This window comes from Exiguobacterium sp. UBA7533 (assembly GCF_002479335.1).
Lineage (GTDB): Bacteria > Bacillota > Bacilli > Exiguobacteriales > Exiguobacteriaceae > Exiguobacterium_A.
On sequence record NZ_DLMP01000001.1, the window covers coordinates 285662 to 301421 of the forward strand.

Sequence of the window (15760 nt, forward strand, 5' to 3'; positions counted from 1 at the left end):
TTCTAAATATTTTTTCAAAAAAGACTGGGACCTTAAGAAATAATGGTCCCAGTTAAGTGATTATTTTAAAATTTTCATCGAGCGGAGTAGGTATTCCGGTCCATAAATCGGTACTTCAATTCCTTGAATCGTATCAGAAACATATAATTTCTCAGTCGTCTGATACAAAGGAACGACGACAGCATCCTGATGGATTAACCGTTCTTCGGCTCGATGATAGAGTGCTTGTTTTCGTTTTATCTCTTTTTCTTTTCTTGCTTTTTCAACTGTCTGGTCGTATACCTTGGATTGGTAATTCACCGAATTTAAAGGATTGTCTGAGACGAACTGATTTAAATAGGCTAGCGGTCCTGGATAATCTGGCATCCATCCAGTCAAAGTCATCGCATATCGTGATGATTGTTCTTTGTCGATTTTCTCTTCGATCGCGACTGGCTTAAGAATGATATCAATCTCAGGTATTTGTTTCTCAAGATAGGTTTCGAGTTGTTCCCCAATCCGTTTTGCTTGTGGATCATCAAAATTAAGCATCTCAATTTGTTGTTTACTATGTTCTTGTGATTTTTCAGGTTTCTCTTGAACGGATTCTGACATCAATACGTTCGTATCCGTGACGACGAATCGATTCGTCGGAATACCTGCATACCCTAAAGGAAGTTGAACCGATTCTTTTTCCATCAAGGCGTGAGCAATCCGCTTTCTGAGTGTCGTATCGCGGAACGTGTCATTTTTTTGATTAAAGGCGATATAAAAGACACCACTCCGCTTTTTTTGATAGGTCGGTCGTGAAACCTGATCACCTTGTGTTTCGACACTTTCTTGTAATGGAAGGATAGCCGCCTTGCTTTTCTCATACGAACTCCATTGCGTCTGATGATCGGGAATGATACGGCTTTCTATTTTCGCTACTGCGACAACGTTTTGCTGATGATACTGATCATTTTTCTTAAGCGTATATCCGCTTTTCGACATTTTTTCTAGTGTAAATGCACCATTTCCAACAAGTTCTTCCCACTTCTTTGATTCCGGTTGTGGATAGAAGACGGACATCGCAAGTAATTCCTTTAGATTCGAAACCGGCTGATTCAACGTGATGATGAGTTGATTGCGTCCTTTGGCTTTGACTCCTAAACGCTCTGGTTTCATTTTTCCATCATTGACGGCGCGTCCATTTTTAAATACTTCAAACAAGAAACCATACGGTGAATTGGTTTGATTAGCAGCGATACGCCGAAAACTATCGACGAACTGCTGCGCCGTAATCGGCTGACCATTGGCATCCTTCGTTTCTTTGAGTTGAATCGTATACGTCAATCGATCTTTCGAGACTGACATATCCTGCGCTAAACCTCGACGGACCGATGTTCCGGAAGTAAAGACATATAATCCTTCATACAATTGCGCTAAAAGTGTCTGTGAACGACTATCTGTCGCCAGCGCAATATCTGACGTTTTCGGAAGCGATGATTCAATCAGTTCGACTTTTGCTGTTTTTGTTTCGTTACTTGTTTTAGTTTCTTGAGACGACGACAGACGATATATGAGCATGCCACTAAGTGCAATCAGTAAAAATAGGAGCAGTGCCATGATCGATGTCTTTTTTGTGATGTTAGCCATAAACGACTCCTTTCTGCGTCAAACACGCATTTCTCTATTGAATCAGAATTTCATCAAAAAAGCGACCCCCTTGATGTTTCAAGGGAGTCGCTTGAGCTTAAGCTTCATACCGTTTGAAGACGAGTGATGCGTTGTGTCCACCGAACCCAAGCGAGTTGCTGAGCGCATAAGTCATTTCGACGTGACGTGAACCTTCTGTCACGTAGTCGAGATCACAGCCTTCGCTCGGCTGTTTGAGATGAATCGTCGGGTGAACTGTTTGTTCTTGTAATGATTTAATCGTCGCAATCGCCTCGACGCCACCTGCTCCACCAAGTAAGTGACCGATCATCGATTTCGTCGAGTTGACGACGAGTTGTTTCGCTTGTTCACCGAAGACACTGTGGATCGCTTTTGTTTCAAGGATGTCGTTCATTGGTGTACTCGTTCCATGAGCATTGATGTATCCGACTGCCTCCGGAGTGATGCCCGCATCTTGAATCGCCATCGCCATCGCGCGTGCTCCACCGTCTCCGTCTGGATCTGGAGCTGTGATGTGGTACGCATCAGCTGTTAATCCATACCCACTGACCTCTGCATAGATTTTTGCACCACGTGCTACCGCATGCTCGTATTCCTCAAGAATCAGGATACCTGCGCCTTCTCCCATGACGAATCCGTCACGTCCTTCATCAAATGGACGACTTGCCGTTTCAGGATCGTGATTCGTCGACATCGCTTTGTTGGCACAAAAACCAGCAAATGCTAAGTTCGTGATCGGTGCTTCCGCTCCACCAGCGATCATGACATCCGCATCGCCACGTTCGATGACACGCAGTGCTTCTCCAATGGCATTCGTTCCTGAAGCACATGCAGTGACGGAACAGTTATTCGGTCCCTTGGCTCCGGTATAGATCGATACCTGACCGCTTGCCATGTTCGGAATCATCATTGGAATGAAGAATGGGCTGACACGACGGTGTCCACGTTCAAAGTAGATTTTCGCTTGTTTCTCGATCGTCTCAACGCCACCGATTCCAGATCCGATCCAGACCCCAGCACGTTCTGCAATTTCTTTAATGTCGATTCCAGCATCTTTTACAGCTTCTAGGCTAGCGACAAGTGAATAATGAACGAAGCGATCCATTTTCCGTGCTTCTTTCGCCTCAATGAATTCTGTGACATCGAAGTTCTGTAATTCGCCCGTAACCTTCGTTGGATACTCATCGATATCAAGACGCTCCATCGGACGAATTCCGTTCGTTCCTTCTTTTAATGCATCCCAGAATGTATTCGCATCATTCCCGATTGGTGTCAATGCCCCGATTCCTGTGACTACAACGCGTTTTCTCATCATCTTATGTGTTCTCTCCTTTAGTCCAAGTAATATATGCTGCTCCCCAAGTCAATCCGGCACCGAAGCCAGCAAGTACAAGTTTCGTACCTAGTGTCAGACGACCTTGCTTACGTGCTTCTTCGAGTGCGAGTGGAATCGAAGCAGCAGATGTATTCGCATGCTCATCGATCGTAACGATGACCTTTTCTTGCGGAATATGCAGTCGTTCACACGCTGCATCGATGATGCGTAGGTTCGCCTGATGCGGAATCAAGATATCGACATCTTCAAGCGTGCTGTCTGCTTTTTGAATGACCTTCTCAACGATTTCCGGTAATTTACGAACGGCGAACTTAAAGACTTCGCGACCGTTCATCTCGATTGGTCCATCGATATCCTTAAACAACAGATGGGCTCCACGTCCGTCTGTTCCGAGTTCAAAAGCATTTAATCCCTCTTGCTCAGTTTGTCCGATGACGACCGCTCCTGCACCATCCCCGAATAAAATCGCTGTCGACCGGTCTGACCAGTCAACGATACTCGACATTTTTTCGGCACCGATGACCAGTGCATGTTTTCCTTCGACTGTTGATAACATGCTTGCAGCTGTTTGTAATGCGAAGATGAATCCACTACAGGCCGCACTGATATCAAAAGCGGTCGCCCCTCGTGCTCCCAGGCGCTCTTGAACGATACAGGCTGTAGAAGGGAACGCACGTCCTGTTGCCGTTCCGACAACGATCAAGCCGATGTCCTCTACTGTCAATCCAGCATCATCAAGCGCTTTCTGAGCCGCTTCTGTCGCTAAGTCTGTTACATCCACATCATCGGCTGCAATTCGTCGTGCCCCGATTCCTGTTCGTGTCCGAATCCATTCATCACTTGTGTCGAGCGTCGTTGCTAGCTCATCATTCGTTACGCGACGTGATGGCAAAGACGTTCCTAATCCTACAATCCCGATCTTCATAAGGCATCCCCTTTTGTTATTAGTATCTGGTACTAATATAAAGCGTTAATTTGCTTTTGTCAAAGAAAAAAGGAAGAGCAAGGTCTCCCGTGCCCTTCCTTCTACCTCATTCTGCTAACGTCCGAACGACTTCCATGACCATTTTAGCGGAATTGATTGACGCAATCTCGAGGAATTCATCAAACGAGAGTGACGCTTCTTCATTAGCGCTATCTGAAATCGAACGTGTCACGACGAACGGAACACCAAACTGATGACAGACTTGTGCGATTGGCGCAGCTTCCATCTCGACGGCTGCGACTTCTGGGAAGTGCGCCTTGATTTGAGCAGAACGCTCTGAATCATGGATGAATGAGTCACCTGTCGCGATCAATCCATGAACGACACGAATTGCATCCATGCGCTCGATGACAGCTTCTGCTGTTGCTACGAGCTTTGGATCTGCTTGGTAGGCAGCTGGCATTCCAGGTACCTGACCATATTCGTAACCAAACGCTGTCACGTCTACGTCATGGTGACGTACTTCTGTTGAGACGACGACATCCCCAACCGTTAAGCCTTCTTTAAATCCGCCTGCTGAGCCGGTATTGATGACAGCAGTTGGTTTGTAGTGGTCAAGCAATAATGTCGTACCGATCGCAGCGTTCACTTTCCCGATTCCTGACTTCAAAATGACGACAGGAACGCTATTCAAGAGTCCTTCATAAAAATGATAGTTTGCAATGACTGTATCTTTACGTTCTGACAACTCGTTGCGCAATAAGTTGACTTCCTCTTCCATTGCGCCGATGATTGCGATTGGCATGGTCCATTCCTCCATCAAACAGAAAGCCGGATTGCTCCGGCTCCTGTGTTCTTTATTTGATCGATGTAATTTTTACTGCGTATTCGCCGCCTGGTGCTGGTACAGAGACTTGATCTCCGACTTGGTGCCCCATTAAACTTTTTGCGATTGGTGATTCGTTCGAAATCTTACCTGTGAACGGATCTGCTTCCGCACTACCAACGATTGTGTACGTATCTTCTTCATTGTCTTCGACACTCAAGAACGTCACCGTCGTACCGATACCGACGACTGAGATATCCTTCTCTTCTTCCGAGATGATCGCAACGTTACGAAGCATCTCCTCGAGTTGAGCAATCCGACCTTCGACCATTGCTTGCTCTTCTTTTGCCGAGTCATACTCTGCGTTCTCTGAAAGGTCACCGAACGAACGGGCGATCTTGATGTTCTCGACGACTTCTTTCCGGCGGACTGACTTCAATTCATTCAATTCATTTTCAATGTTCGCTTTACCTTCAAGCGTCATGTAGTATTGCTTTTCTGCCATTTTTGTCACGCTCCTTTTTATTCCACTAGTATAGTATATTCACATCTTTTTTGGAATCAATATCCTCTTTGATCAAGTGCCGAACGATAATCAAGGATCGCTCGGATTTTCGTTACGAGTAAATCGATTGCCACGTGGTTTTCGCCGCCCTCTGGTACGATGATATCCGCATAACGTTTTGTCGGTTCACAGAACTGTAGATGCATGGGACGGACGACATTCGTGTACTGCTCAACGACAGAATCAATTGAACGCCCACGTTCGTTGATATCACGTTGCATCCGACGAAGAATGCGAACGTCCGCATCCGTATCGACGAACACCTTAATATCCATTAGTTCCCGTAACCGTTCGTCTTCAAGCGCTAAAATTCCTTCTACGATGATGACATCACGTGGTTCGAGACGAATCGTTTCTTGAGCACGTGTATGTGCGACATAATCATATACCGGTTTTTCAACGGCAATGTTTTCGCGGAGCGCTTGAATGTGTTCGATCAAAAGACCATTATCGAAAGCAAATGGATGATCATAGTTTGTCTGATATCGCTCTTCCATTGATAATTCACTTTGGTCTTTATAGTATGCGTCCTGTTCAATCATGACGATTGATTCGCTTGGGAACGCATCGACAAGTGAACGTGCCACCGTCGTCTTCCCTGAACCCGTTCCGCCCGCTACGCCTATTACTACCGGTTTTTGCATGTCATTCGTTCCTCCATCATTTCGACTTTTTCCGACTGACGGATACACCGTCACCGAGCGGAAAAATCGTCGTATCATATTGTTCTTGTTCCATCATCCAGACCGTGAATTCTTTGACGAGACGCACGAGCCGACGTCTTCTTCGATCGAACGTCTTCGGGTCAGGCTCAAGGACATCTCCGTGTAAGAAGAGATTGTCCGTATAAAGCACGCCACCCTCTGGAATGAGTCGCCCATATCCCGCAAAGAATTTTTTATACTGTCCTTTAGCTGCATCGATGAAGACTGCATCAAACTGGTCTTCAAGCGTTTCGGCTAATTCTACTGCATCACCAAAAATGATGTCAATCCGATCCGCCACATCTGACCGGGCGATGAAGGTTTTTGCTTCTTCATACCGCTTTGCATTCCGTTCGATTGTCGTAATACGCGCATCCGGTAACGCGCGTGCCATCCGGATCGCACTATAACCAATTGCTGTTCCGACTTCTAAAATACGCTTCGGTTGCTGTAATCGCAGGAGCGACAACAAGACTTCGGAACCGGTCAACTCGATGATCGGTATATGATGTTCTTCCGCATAACGCTCCATTTCTTCTAGTAGGGCATCACGAGGATGAATCATCGATTCGACATAGGTCGTGAAATCCTTCACGCCATTCACTCCCTCTTCCGCATAAACAGGTTGACTTGAAGCGTCATTTCCGCTTCAACCCAACCCGTTGCTCATTGCTCTTTACTCGCTTCGTATTCCACCCATTCCGGTTTATACTTAACGACGTTTCGTTGATGTTCTTCATATGTCTCTTCGTAAAGAATCTGTCCTCGTGGATGTGTATCACTTGGTGGACGGGCGAAGAAATAGACATATTTTGTTTTATTCGGGTTCAAGACAGCTAATACGGAATCCTTACTGACCGTTGAAATCGGACCAATCGGAATTCCTTCGTACTTATACGTATTGTACTTCGAGTTATTCTCAAGATCCTTCAGCGTCGTCAATGCCGTATTCTCGCCTGTGCCATACCAAACCGTTGGGTCCGACTGAAGTTTCATGCCATCATCTAAACGGTTTTTGAAGACGCCTGCGATTTCACGACGATCCTTCGGTGTCGCGGCTTCACGCTCGACCATTGAACCGAGACTGAGCACTTCATGGAAGGTCATGCCTGACTTTCGAATGGCATCCTCATTTTCATCGTAGACTTTTTCTGTCTCGTCGAGCATCGTCTCGACGATTTGATCAATGCTTTTTCCTTTATCGAACTCATACGTTGCTGGGAAGAGATATCCTTCAAGTGCGTACAAGACGCCATTCTTCTTCACTTCATCCGTCAACATCGGATATTTTTCAATCATGGCATCGATGAACATCGCATCCGTCAATTCTTTACGAATCGTCTCTTCTTTGAACTTCGTCGCTTTCGCGATTAAATCAATTTGACGATCCATCGTGATGCCTTCAGGTAACGTGATTTTCACATCCGCTGCCTTCATGACCGTTCCCGTTTTCAATTCATTGATGATTTCATCCGGGGACATGGCTTGTGACAGGGTATATGTACCCGCCTGGAATGACGATTCATTCTTATAACGGACGTAATAACGGAAAATCGTCTCGTTTGCAATCAAATCTTTTTCCTTTAGTAAGGACGCGATCGTACTCGTTCCTGCGCCTAAAGGAATTTCGACTTTGACGGATTTCGTCGCTGCTTCATCGACCGGTTCAAGCGCATTTTTCAAAAAGACATAGATGACCGCACTGGTAACTAGAAAAATCGTCAACAATACAGAAAGGATGATCAGCGTGATCCGGCGTGATGTCCGGCGTCGCCTTTTTTCGATTTCAGCATTTTGCTTCCATTCGTTCTCCATCGGTTCCTCCTTCTTCTCTTAAAACAAGGTGACACCGTAAGAGAAAGTCTCTTACGACGTCACCTGTCATGAGTCGGGTTAGTCTAACTGATCTTCGAGCGTGTTAAAGACTTCTTCGATTTCATCCCAAGTCGCTGTATCGTCTTCGTCGATTGGTACGAGGTTGAAGTCGTTGTCTCCATCACCGTATTCGTCGAGTTCGTAAACGAAGATATCGACTTCTTCTGCTTCGTCATAATCTGCTCCGATTGGCTCGAGGAAGATGTATGTCTTGCTCGAACGTGGGCTTTCATAACGCAGACGTTCTACGAATTCGAAATCATTTCCTTCGCCGTCCGGAATTACGTAACGTGTTGGCTCATTCTGTTGCATCAGTGATCCGCTCCTTTAACGCAAGCTCGAGTTCATCCCAAGTTTGCTCATCATTTTCATCGATCAGGCTCAATTCAAAATCATCTTCGCCTTCTCCATATTCATCGATCTCGCAGATGATTAGATCATCCGCTCCTTCGTCAGGGTTACCGATCATTTCAAGAAATAGATAGGTTTTTCCTGTCCGTTCACTTGAGTAACGGTACCATTCTTCGAAAAGATGTTCGCCGCCCTCTTCATCTGGAAAGAGATACTGACGTTTTTCTTCAGCCATCGGTTTCTCCCCCCTTCATCGATTCGCCCGATCCAAATACGATTGCAGGATCATGACGGCAGCCATCTTATCGATGACTTGTTTTCGTTTCTTGCGGCTGACATCGGCATCGATCAGCATCCGTTCTGCTTGCATCGTCGTCAACCGTTCATCCATGAAGACGACTTCAAGCCCAGTATGCTGTTCGATTTCCTTCGCAAAGGCTTCACTCGCCTCCGCACGGGGACCGATGGAACCGTTCATGTTTTTCGGAAGACCAATGACTAGGATTTCGACATTGTATGTCTCCATGATGACATCGAGCCGTTTGAAGGCTTCTGGGTAATCCGGTTCCGTCCACTTGACCGTCTCGACACCTTGCGCCGTCCAGCCCATCAAGTCACTGACCGCTACCCCGATCGTCTTCGAACCGACGTCTAGTCCCATTGCACGTTTCATTTTGAATTTCCACTCTCCGCCAAATAAGATTTCACGAGTTCTTCGAGCAATTCGTCACGTTCAATCTTACGAATTAAGTTACGTGCGTCATTATGACGAGGAATGTAAGCAGGATCTCCAGATAGGAGATAGCCGACGATTTGGTTGATCGGATGATATCCTTTTTCTTCTAAAGCATGATAGACCGTCAACAACACATCCCGTGTCGCTGCTTTGTTATCGTCTTCTGGAAAGTTGAATTTCATCGTTTGATCCATCTGACTCACGTTCATCACCTCTTTCATATACACTACGTTTCTATTATGCCAGTGATTGCACGTATTGTGAAGCGTACGCGAGTGCTTCTTCTAATTTCGACGCATCTTTCCCACCAGCTTGAGCCATGTCAGGGCGACCGCCACCGCCACCACCGCAGCGTGTTGCGACTTCCTTGATCAATTTACCAGCATGATAGCCTTGGTCGATTAAATCTTTTGAAACGCTTGCGACGAGATTGACTTTTTCACCTTGCGCACTACCGAGAACAATGATTGCTGATCCGAGTGAGCTCTTCAACTCATCCATCATACCGCGAAGGGCATCCATATCTGAGACGTCGACACGTTTCGCAAGCACACGTACGCCGTTGATTTCCTCAACATCGTCCTTTAGTGAAGCAGCTTCGATGTTCGCAAGTTTTGCTTGCAACGATTCGTTCGCCCGTTCCGTCTCACGAAGTTGTTGTTGCAGTGCTTCGATACGGACCGGAACTTCCGTCGTTTTCGTTTTCAAGACAGCTGCTGCTTGTTCGAGTGTTTCTAAGTGTTGATTCATCACACGATACGCGCCTGCACCTGTCACGGCTTCGATTCGGCGTGTACCTGCACCGATCCCAGACTCTGAGACGATCTTGAACAGACCGATCTCTGCAGTGTTTCCGACGTGGATTCCGCCACACAACTCGATCGAGTATGTGCCTGCTGAGACGACACGGACCGTTTCCCCGTACTTCTCACCGAACAATGCCATCGCGCCTTTTGCTTTTGCATCAGCGATGTTCATCTCTTCGATATCAACTGGTAATGATGCCCAGATCGCTTGGTTGACGTCTTGTTCGATTTTTGTCAACTCTTCTTGTGTCACGGCACCGAAGTGTGAGAAGTCGAAGCGGAGACGTTCTGGAGAAACAAGTGATCCCGCTTGGTTGACGTGTGTTCCGAGCGTGTCTTTCAATGCTTTATGAAGCAAGTGTGTTGCTGTATGGTTTTTCGTGACGGCTTTACGTTCTGCTGCTTCGACGTTTGCAACGACATCCGCCGCTTCCGTTGCGATTCCTGTACGGACGATGACCGTATGCAAGTTTTGACCGTTTGGTGCCTTTTGAACATCTTTGACATCAAGAACGAAGTCTTTGCCTTCGATTGTTCCTGTATCCGCGACTTCACCACCACTTTCAGCGTAGAACGGCGTGATATCGAGAATGACTTGCGCTTCTTCACCAGCAGCCACTTCTGTGACTCGTTCTCCATCATGCAACAATGCGATGATTTTTGCATCCGCCTTAAGGTCGGTATAGCCGACGAACGTACTTTTATCTTTTAGTGTCGAGAGGACTTCCGATTGTTGTTGCATCGAACCGCTCTCTTCACGTGCTGCCCGCGCACGTTGACGTTGCGCGTCCATCGCTTGTTTGAAGCCTTCTTCATCAACAGACATCTGATGATCTTCCGCATACTCAACTGTCAATTCGAGTGGGAAACCATACGTGTCATACAGACGGAACGCATCTTCGCCACTGATGACGTGCTCACCGTTTGCTTTAGAATTCTGAGCCACCGTGTTCAAGATTGCAAGACCGTCATGAAGCGTCTCATGGAAACGTTCTTCTTCGTTTTTAATGACGCGTTTGATGAAGTCCGCTTTTTCCGGAACTTGTGGGTAGAAGTCAACCATGACGTTCCCGACCGTATCAACGAGTTCATACATGAACGGACGTTCGATCCCAAGCATTTTCGCATAACGAACCGCACGGCGTAGTAAACGACGAAGGACATATCCACGTCCTTCATTCGAAGGAAGAGCACCATCACCGATCGCAAATGATACAGTACGGATGTGGTCTGCGATGACTTTGAATGCTACATCAAGTTTCGAATCATCACGGTAGATCTTGCCGCTGATTTCTTCTGTCTTATGAATGATCGGCATGAACAGATCCGTATCGAAGTTCGTCGGCACGTCCTGCATGACACACGCCATCCGTTCGAGTCCCATCCCAGTATCGATGTTTTTACGCGGAAGTTCCGTGTAGTTGCCGTGTCCGTCGTGGTTGTACTGACTGAAGACGATATTCCAGATCTCGAGATAGCGTTCGTTTTCGCCACCTGGATAAAGTTCTGAATCGTTCGGATCGTCTCCGAAAGCTGGACCACGATCGAAGAAGATTTCCGTATTCGGACCAGATGGACCTTCACCGATTTCCCAGAAGTTATCTTCAAGCGGAATGATCCGCTCAGCCGGTACACCGAGTTCAAGCCAGATTTGACGCGCTGCATCATCTTCCGGATGAATCGTGACCGAAAGACGTTCTGGGTCAAGACCGTACCAGTCATCACTCGTCAAGAGTTCCCAACCCCATTTGATTGCATCTTCACGGAAGTAATCACCGACAGAGAAGTTTCCAAGCATCTCGAAGAACGTATGGTGACGCGCTGTTTTCCCGACGTTTTCGATATCGTTCGTCCGGATTGATTTTTGTGCGTTGACGATACGTGGATTATCAGGAATGACACGACCATCAAAATATTTCTTGAGTGTTGCAACACCCGAGTTGATCCACAAGAGCGATGGATCCTCGACCGGCACGAGTGAAGCACTCGGTTCGATCGCATGCCCTTTGCTTTGGAAGAAATCAAGATACATCTGACGGATTTGTGCACCCGTTAATGGTTTTAGAGCTTTCATGAACAGTTACCTCCATTGGTTTTATTTGGACGCAAAAAAGCGATGCTTTCATCCCTGAAAAGGGACGAAAGCATCGCTTCCGTGGTACCACCCTCGTTCGTAAGCAACCTATTGCCTACCTCGAACATCTGATAACGGGGATGACCCGCAGGTGTTTACACCCGACTCCGGAAGGAGCTTCAAAGGGACTCGAGAAAGTGATTGCAGCAGACTCACTTCTCTCTGGACTCGAGTTTTCCTTTTACTTATCTTCCATCAACGTGTTACGTCCATTCATCTATCGTGATTATTACCTATCGAACAGCATCCGTCAAGTCTTTGTCACCCCACCGAGTCGTTCGATCAATCGTGTTCGGCGCCGGGGTTCCTCTTCTTGCGACGCTTTATGGAACGCACGCGGATCACCGAATAATAACAAACTCGATTTTGCCCGAGTAACTGCCGTATAAATTAAATTTCGGGAATGTTTGAACGCCCCCGTGAAATAGACCGGCATCAAGACGATCGGAAACTCAGATCCTTGCGCTTTGTGGATCGTAATCGCATAGGCGTGCGTGAATTGATCCCAGTCACTCCGGTTGTACTCGACCTCCGTCTGATCGAACCGGGCGATGATTTTATCGACTTTATCGACATTCTCTTTAGCGAAGAAGATATTGACGATTTCGCCGATATCTCCGTTATAGACGTTTTCTTCCGCATTGTTGACGAGCTGGAGAATCTTGTCCCCGGTCCGGTAAATCCGCGTTCCTTGTTTGACTTCCCGTTTCTTCGGTTCCTCCGGGTTATAGACGCGTTGCAAGGCGACATTCAATTCGTCGATCCCGACCTGACCCCGGTAGGTCGGCGCGAGGACCTGTACATCGAATTTCGAGTAGCCTTTTGCGAGTGCTTTTTCCGCGAAGGCCGAGATGCCCCGTAACGTCTCTTGCGGAGACGCAGTATAGAAGCGGCGATCCGCAAGTGGTGATAACAAATCAGCAGACGTCGTCCGGTTCTTCAAATCGTGCGCAAGACGCAATATCGAAGAATCTTCTGCTTGACGATGGACGACGTTCAAACGGACGACGGGAATTCCTTCCGTATCCATCAAGTCTGCCAGCACCTGTCCTGGACCGACGGATGGCAATTGATCGCGGTCACCGACGAACAAGATCTTCATGCCATTCGGGACGGCGCGAAGCAAACTCGATAACAAGTAGATATCAATCATCGACGATTCATCGATGATCAGTACTTTTCCCGTGATCGGCTGATCCTCATTCAGTTGGAAGTTCGTTCCGTCATACTTTAAGAGACGGTGAATCGTCATCGCCGGTACATCTGTTGCTTCCGATAGACGTTTAGCGGCACGTCCCGTTGGTGCAACAAGGACGTATGGATAGACATCCCCTGTCTTGACGCGACTCTTCTCAAGCGGCCAGTCATGAATTTCTTGCAACGCATGCAAAATTCCCTTGATGACAGTCGTCTTACCGGTACCCGGTCCACCAGTCAAGACCATCAGCGGCGCTTTGACCGCTAACTCGATCGCTTCTCGCTGTTGCGCGGCATATTCCATGCCAAACTGTTCTTCGAGGTGCCCGATTGCTTCAAGAATCGTCGCGACATCGACTTCCTGTTCGGCACCGTTTGCCATGACGCGTGCTAGCTCCTTCGCCGCTCGGACTTCCGCATAAAAGATCGTCGGTAAATACAAGCAACCTTCTTCAAGCTTGACCTTATCTTCAGCGAGCAACAGTTCGATCGCTTGTTCCAGCCGCTCTCCCGGATCTTCCCCTAGCAGACGGGGTGCCCGTTGCAACAGAGAGTCGACCGTCGCGAAGGCATGTCCCTCGCCCGCTTCTTGTTCTAATATATGCATGATCGAAGCAGCGACACGCTCTGGATGTAGCCCGACAAGTCCGAGGTGCGCGGCAATATGATCGGCTGTCTTAAAGCCGATCCCGTTTACTTCATACATCAAGGAATACGGATTCTCCCGAATCCGTGCCATGGCGTCGCCCTCGTACGCGGCATAGATCTTTGCCGCTAGCTTCGGTGTGACATCAAACGGTGCTAAGAACAGCATCAACTGATCGACACCGTATAACGTGGCGAGTCGATTCAATATGATGTCGGCTTGTTTTTGTTTCAACCCAGGCACCTGATTCAGTACCCGTTCATCTTTCAAAATGAGATCCACTGCGTCTTCTCCAAGAGCATCGACGATATTTTTCGCTGTTTTCGGACCAATGCCGGTGAACGAACCATTCGTCAAGAAGCGGATCGTCGCATGTTTGGTCATCGGAACCGATCGGCGAATCAGCTCCGCCTTCAGTTGTTTTCCGAAGCGAGGATGATCAATGAGACGACCGAATGCTTGATACGTTCCTCCGAGTTCGATTCCGACTCCTGTACCCGTAATGACGAGCTCGGTTTCTTTTAATTCAAAGTTCTTTTCTTTGACGGCGACCAGTACAATGGAGTGTGCTTCTTCTTCAGAAGAAAAGAGCACACGTTTGACGCGCCCGACGACTTGATGGGGGTGCTCCATCACTCCACCTTCTTTCTCTCTTTTTCATTCGCTGCTTTCATCATAGCATTCGTTTACCAGATTTTAAATCAGGGAAAGATAACGTGAAACATTTCGTTAAGAGGAGGAGTTCAAGGATGGCACGTTTACCGATTGCAGGATTGTGTGAATTAGTACTTGAAGTCGAGGATATGGATCGCGCCCTTGGTTTTTGGAATGAGACACTTGGTATTCCGATTGTCGAGCAATGGGCACCTGAGGATGCTGAGCCGAGCAAAGAACAATCTAAACAAGATGGGGTCTGGGCAACGTGGCTCTACATTGGCGGCAACACCCGACTCGGTCTTTGGCTGAAACGGGACTTCACGATGGAAGAACGAACCGTTAAACATTTACCGGTCTCCGAATGGGATACGTTGTACGATGAAGGCGGGGTACATGTCCACTGTGCCTTTTACGTTGAGAAAGACGAGTTCCAGCAAGCCTTAAATCAGCTTCGGGAAGCTTCAATCACCGTGAAGCTAAGAGAATGGGATGAACAGGAGACCTCGAACCAAAAAGAGTATTCCGCTTATTTCAAGGATACAGAAAATAACGTCATCGAACTGTATACGAAAAACATGGATGAAGCCTATGAAGACTTTTCCGGACCTCCGCTTCGTGTCATCCGTGAAATCGGGAATTAAATACCATACAAAAAAGACGACTCCGCCTGGAATCGTCTTTTTTTAGATCAATCTGCTTGTTTTAATAACGCATCCATCTTCGCTTTTGCATCTCGTGCAAGCGCGTGTTCCGGCTGATAGGCAAGAACGGCTTCAAGTTCTGCATAACAGGCTTCCTGTTGACCGAGGAAGGCAAGAGCAATCGCATAATTGTATCGTGCATCTGTATGCGTTTCGTCAAGCATCAAGACGTGCTCGAACATCTCGACCGCTTCTTCCAACTTCTCGTTTTGCGCTAAGGCAAGTCCGTATTGGAATGCGATCTCGATATCTACACCGTTTAGTTCTGACGCACGCTGTAAACGGGGCAACCCGCGGACTGGATCACCGAGTTTTTGATACGTCATCCCTAGCATGAAATGGAGATCCGCGTCGTCAAGTCCGTACAATAACGCCGCGCGCAATGATTCCTCTGCTTCGACGAGTTGATCTGCAGCAAAGAACAGAGCGCCTTTCGCATAATAGGCACTCGCAAACGTATTATCAATCATCAGTGCCCGGTCATAAAAACGAAGGGCACGATCAGCGTCGTTCATCGATTGGAGTAATGTTCCAAGATTGACGTACGCTGTCGGATCTTTTGGGTTTTGTTCGATCGCATCATTAAAAGCTTGCGCTGCTAATTCATAATTTCCAGCTTCCAGATGCCGGAACCCTACTTCATTATAGTTCATCTTCTTTTGC

The 15760-nt window shown here is 47.3% G+C and carries 16 protein-coding genes and 1 other annotated feature; of the genes, 1 reads left to right on the forward strand and 15 read right to left on the reverse strand.

The window, feature by feature from the left end; translation table 11 throughout:
* Positions 1–60: 60 nt before the first annotated feature.
* From B2U10_RS01490 to B2U10_RS01555, 14 genes are all read right to left on the reverse strand, one after another.
* A complete protein-coding gene (locus B2U10_RS01490; RefSeq protein WP_290785220.1) occupies positions 61–1617 on the reverse strand; it encodes a peptide ABC transporter substrate-binding protein in 1557 nt (518 codons plus the stop codon).
* Between the two features lie 97 nt (positions 1618–1714).
* A complete protein-coding gene (fabF, locus tag B2U10_RS01495; protein ID WP_035406574.1) occupies positions 1715–2953 on the reverse strand; it encodes a beta-ketoacyl-ACP synthase II in 1239 nt (412 codons plus the stop codon).
* A gap of 1 nt (position 2954) precedes the next feature.
* Positions 2955–3899 (reverse strand): beta-ketoacyl-ACP synthase III, encoded by a 945-nt coding sequence (locus B2U10_RS01500; protein ID WP_290785222.1) that lies wholly within the window; start codon positions 3897–3899, stop codon positions 2955–2957.
* A 106-nt stretch (positions 3900–4005) separates the two neighbouring features.
* On the reverse strand, positions 4006–4704 hold the full coding sequence (gene mtnN, locus B2U10_RS01505) for a 5'-methylthioadenosine/S-adenosylhomocysteine nucleosidase (RefSeq protein ID WP_029342223.1): 699 nt from the start codon (positions 4702–4704) through the stop codon (positions 4006–4008).
* Between the two features lie 52 nt (positions 4705–4756).
* Positions 4757–5230, reverse strand: a complete 474-nt coding sequence (gene greA, locus B2U10_RS01510) for a transcription elongation factor GreA (RefSeq protein ID WP_029342224.1) — start codon at positions 5228–5230, stop codon at positions 4757–4759.
* A gap of 56 nt (positions 5231–5286) precedes the next feature.
* On the reverse strand, positions 5287–5934 hold the full coding sequence (gene udk, locus B2U10_RS01515) for a uridine kinase (protein ID WP_035406565.1): 648 nt from the start codon (positions 5932–5934) through the stop codon (positions 5287–5289).
* Positions 5935–5950: 16 nt separating this feature from the next.
* A complete protein-coding gene (locus B2U10_RS01520; protein WP_081780346.1) occupies positions 5951–6589 on the reverse strand; it encodes an O-methyltransferase in 639 nt (212 codons plus the stop codon).
* Positions 6590–6660: 71 nt separating this feature from the next.
* Positions 6661–7809 (reverse strand): endolytic transglycosylase MltG, encoded by a 1149-nt coding sequence (mltG, locus tag B2U10_RS01525; RefSeq protein ID WP_035406563.1) that lies wholly within the window; start codon positions 7807–7809, stop codon positions 6661–6663.
* Between the two features lie 78 nt (positions 7810–7887).
* Positions 7888–8181 (reverse strand): DUF1292 domain-containing protein, encoded by a 294-nt coding sequence (locus B2U10_RS01530; protein WP_023468908.1) that lies wholly within the window; start codon positions 8179–8181, stop codon positions 7888–7890.
* Positions 8168–8455, reverse strand: a complete 288-nt coding sequence (locus tag B2U10_RS01535; RefSeq protein WP_023468909.1) for a DUF1292 domain-containing protein — start codon at positions 8453–8455, stop codon at positions 8168–8170. The genes B2U10_RS01530 and B2U10_RS01535 overlap by 14 nt, the downstream gene beginning before the upstream one ends.
* 15 nt (positions 8456–8470) lie before the next feature.
* The gene (gene ruvX / locus B2U10_RS01540) at positions 8471–8893 is read right to left on the reverse strand and encodes a Holliday junction resolvase RuvX (protein WP_056062458.1); all 423 of its coding nucleotides are present in this window, start codon (positions 8891–8893) and stop codon (positions 8471–8473) included.
* Positions 8890–9159, reverse strand: coding sequence for an IreB family regulatory phosphoprotein (locus tag B2U10_RS01545; RefSeq protein WP_029342229.1), 270 nt, complete (start codon positions 9157–9159; stop codon positions 8890–8892). The genes ruvX and B2U10_RS01545 overlap by 4 nt, the downstream gene beginning before the upstream one ends.
* Before the next feature lie 34 nt (positions 9160–9193).
* The gene (gene alaS, locus B2U10_RS01550; protein ID WP_290785225.1) at positions 9194–11836 is read right to left on the reverse strand and encodes an alanine--tRNA ligase; all 2643 of its coding nucleotides are present in this window, start codon (positions 11834–11836) and stop codon (positions 9194–9196) included.
* Positions 11837–11893: 57 nt separating this feature from the next.
* Positions 11894–12104 (reverse strand) — a binding site (T-box leader).
* A 42-nt stretch (positions 12105–12146) separates the two neighbouring features.
* Positions 12147–14372: an ATP-dependent RecD-like DNA helicase gene (locus B2U10_RS01555; protein ID WP_290785227.1), complete on the reverse strand. Its 2226-nt coding sequence runs from the start codon at positions 14370–14372 to the stop codon at positions 12147–12149.
* 116 nt (positions 14373–14488) lie between these two features.
* Here B2U10_RS01555 and B2U10_RS01560 point away from each other — a divergent pair, with 116 nt between their 5' ends.
* Positions 14489–15037: a VOC family protein gene (locus tag B2U10_RS01560; protein ID WP_290785229.1), complete on the forward strand. Its 549-nt coding sequence runs from the start codon at positions 14489–14491 to the stop codon at positions 15035–15037.
* Positions 15038–15084: 47 nt separating this feature from the next.
* On the opposite strand, the gene B2U10_RS01565 is transcribed toward B2U10_RS01560, so the two are convergent.
* Entirely contained in the window at positions 15085–15750 is a 666-nt protein-coding gene (locus tag B2U10_RS01565) for a tetratricopeptide repeat protein (RefSeq protein WP_058703823.1), read from the reverse strand.
* Positions 15751–15760 lie beyond the last annotated feature (10 nt).

Coding starts and splice junctions, on each gene's coding strand:
- B2U10_RS01490 (WP_290785220.1), bottom strand. CDS start 1,617: ATGGCTAACATCACAAAAAAGACATCGATCATGGCACTGCTCCTATTT.
- fabF (WP_035406574.1), bottom strand. CDS start 2,953: ATGATGAGAAAACGCGTTGTAGTCACAGGAATCGGGGCATTGACACCA.
- B2U10_RS01500 (WP_290785222.1), bottom strand. CDS start 3,899: ATGAAGATCGGGATTGTAGGATTAGGAACGTCTTTGCCATCACGTCGC.
- mtnN (WP_029342223.1), bottom strand. CDS start 4,704: ATGCCAATCGCAATCATCGGCGCAATGGAAGAGGAAGTCAACTTATTG.
- greA (WP_029342224.1), bottom strand. CDS start 5,230: ATGGCAGAAAAGCAATACTACATGACGCTTGAAGGTAAAGCGAACATT.
- udk (WP_035406565.1), bottom strand. CDS start 5,934: ATGCAAAAACCGGTAGTAATAGGCGTAGCGGGCGGAACGGGTTCAGGG.
- mltG (WP_035406563.1), bottom strand. CDS start 7,809: ATGGAGAACGAATGGAAGCAAAATGCTGAAATCGAAAAAAGGCGACGC.
- B2U10_RS01530 (WP_023468908.1), bottom strand. CDS start 8,181: ATGCAACAGAATGAGCCAACACGTTACGTAATTCCGGACGGCGAAGGA.
- B2U10_RS01535 (WP_023468909.1), bottom strand. CDS start 8,455: ATGGCTGAAGAAAAACGTCAGTATCTCTTTCCAGATGAAGAGGGCGGC.
- ruvX (WP_056062458.1), bottom strand. CDS start 8,893: ATGAAACGTGCAATGGGACTAGACGTCGGTTCGAAGACGATCGGGGTA.
- alaS (WP_290785225.1), bottom strand. CDS start 11,836: ATGAAAGCTCTAAAACCATTAACGGGTGCACAAATCCGTCAGATGTAT.
- B2U10_RS01555 (WP_290785227.1), bottom strand. CDS start 14,372: ATGGAGCACCCCCATCAAGTCGTCGGGCGCGTCAAACGTGTGCTCTTT.
- B2U10_RS01560 (WP_290785229.1), top strand. CDS start 14,489: ATGGCACGTTTACCGATTGCAGGATTGTGTGAATTAGTACTTGAAGTC.
- B2U10_RS01565 (WP_058703823.1), bottom strand. CDS start 15,750: ATGAACTATAATGAAGTAGGGTTCCGGCATCTGGAAGCTGGAAATTAT.